Genomic DNA, 1,548 nt, shown 5'->3' with positions numbered 1-1,548 from the left:
GAGCTGACTTCGTCAGTTCTATCCACAACCTCAAAACAGTGTTTTGAGCTGACTTCGTCAGTTCTATCCACAACCTCAAAACAGTGTTTTGAGCTGACTTCGTCAGTTCTATCCACAACCTCAAAACAGTGTTTTGAGCTGACTTCGTCAGTTTTATCTGCAACCTCAAAGCAGTGCTTTGAGCAACCTGCGGCTAGTTTCCTAGTTTGCTCTTTGATTTTCATTGAGTATTAAATTGTGCTATCGATTGTCATCATCTTGCTAGAAAAAGGGATTGAAGGCCTTTTCGTGAGCGATAGTAGTAGCTGGACCATGTCCTGGATAGACATCGTAGTTTGGTAGGGTGAAGAGTTGGGTCTGGATACTATGAAGGAGTTGCTCTGTACTACCAGTCGGAAGATCCGTCCGTCCAATTGTTTCGCGGAACAGAGCATCTCCCGTCAAGACTAGGTGAGCATCAGGAAAGACTAGGGAAACACCACCGATAGAGTGCCCTGGGGTCGGTAGAACCTTAAAACGAAATTCCTCTAGTTGGTATTCTTCGTGAAAGACAAAGGTGTGTTCTGCAGGTTTTGTGACCACATCTGCCATATCATCGTGGCGAGGGAGACCGGAGAGATTATCGACAGGAGTGTAGAGCCAGCTGGCTTCGCTCTCTGCGATATAGACAGGAGGATTGCCAAAGGTCTCGCGCACCAAGTCCAGACTCATGATATGGTCATAATGAGCGTGGGTCAATAGAATGGCACAGATCGGTTTGTTGAGGTTCTCGATTGTCTGACGAATGGCTTCCCATTGACTACCAGGATCTACAACGATGAGGTGTTTTTCACCTTCCAGGTAATAGGTGTTTTCATAGGCAACAGGATTCACAGTTTTATGGATTTTCATTTTATCTCCAATCTCAAAGAATGTACTAAATTAAGTATAGCACAGTTAGGGAGAATAGGTAAGGATTTAGAATGAACTTAAAAACCAGCATGACTAGATGAAGACAGGCTGGTTATCAATTTATCACTATTGGAAAGGTGTCAATTGCCCTTCATAGGTTGCATAAACTCCGTCATTAGCTTGTTTGATAGATGTGATGTTTAGAGTGCCACCGTAGTTGGCTTCTCGTTTGTCGCTATATTCACTATAAGTTATCCTATTTGGCAGGTTCTGGTCGTTAGCATAGTATTGAACGACTGTTTTTTTATAGCTTTGCTGGCTGAATAGGAACAGGCAACTAGCTCCTAATACTAGGAGAGCAAAGATAGAAATAGCAGTTTTTTTCATAGGTGTTCTCCTTATAAACTAACGGATAAAAGAAAGTATCTTGAGGATTTTTATACTCTTCGAAAATCTCTTCAAACCGCGTCAACGTCGCCTTGCCGTATATATGGTTACTGACTTCGTCAGTTCTATCTGCAACCTCAAAACGGTGTTTTGAGCAACCTGCGGCTAGTTTCCTAGTTTGCTCTTTGATTTTCATTGAGTATCAGATGAATTTCTTGGTTGTGGCTAAAAAATATGCTACTCTATCAATATGAAAATTTTAATCCCAAC

Annotated in this window: 4 protein-coding genes; all 4 read right to left on the bottom strand. The window is 42.1% G+C overall.

The window, feature by feature from the left end; translation table 11 throughout:
• Positions 1 to 224, bottom strand: a 224-nt coding sequence (locus HT708_RS11695) for a hypothetical protein (RefSeq protein WP_345889800.1), incomplete at its 3' end; no start/stop codon positions are given.
• Between the two features lie 37 nt (positions 225 to 261).
• Positions 262 to 891 (bottom strand): MBL fold metallo-hydrolase, encoded by a 630-nt coding sequence (locus HT708_RS02670; protein ID WP_023933220.1) that lies wholly within the window; start codon positions 889 to 891, stop codon positions 262 to 264.
• A gap of 126 nt (positions 892 to 1,017) precedes the next feature.
• Complete coding sequence (locus tag HT708_RS02665; protein ID WP_172925937.1) at positions 1,018 to 1,278, bottom strand: hypothetical protein; 261 nt, start codon at positions 1,276 to 1,278, stop codon at positions 1,018 to 1,020.
• Positions 1,229 to 1,474 (bottom strand): hypothetical protein, encoded by a 246-nt coding sequence (locus HT708_RS11690; protein ID WP_240156185.1) that lies wholly within the window; start codon positions 1,472 to 1,474, stop codon positions 1,229 to 1,231. The genes HT708_RS02665 and HT708_RS11690 overlap by 50 nt, the downstream gene beginning before the upstream one ends.
• Positions 1,475 to 1,548 lie beyond the last annotated feature (74 nt).

The organism is Streptococcus sp. 3613 (genome assembly GCF_013277375.1).
Lineage (GTDB): Bacteria > Bacillota > Bacilli > Lactobacillales > Streptococcaceae > Streptococcus > Streptococcus pseudopneumoniae.
The sequence above is the reverse complement of the archived record's forward strand: the minus strand, read 5'-3'. Positions and strand labels throughout refer to the sequence as shown.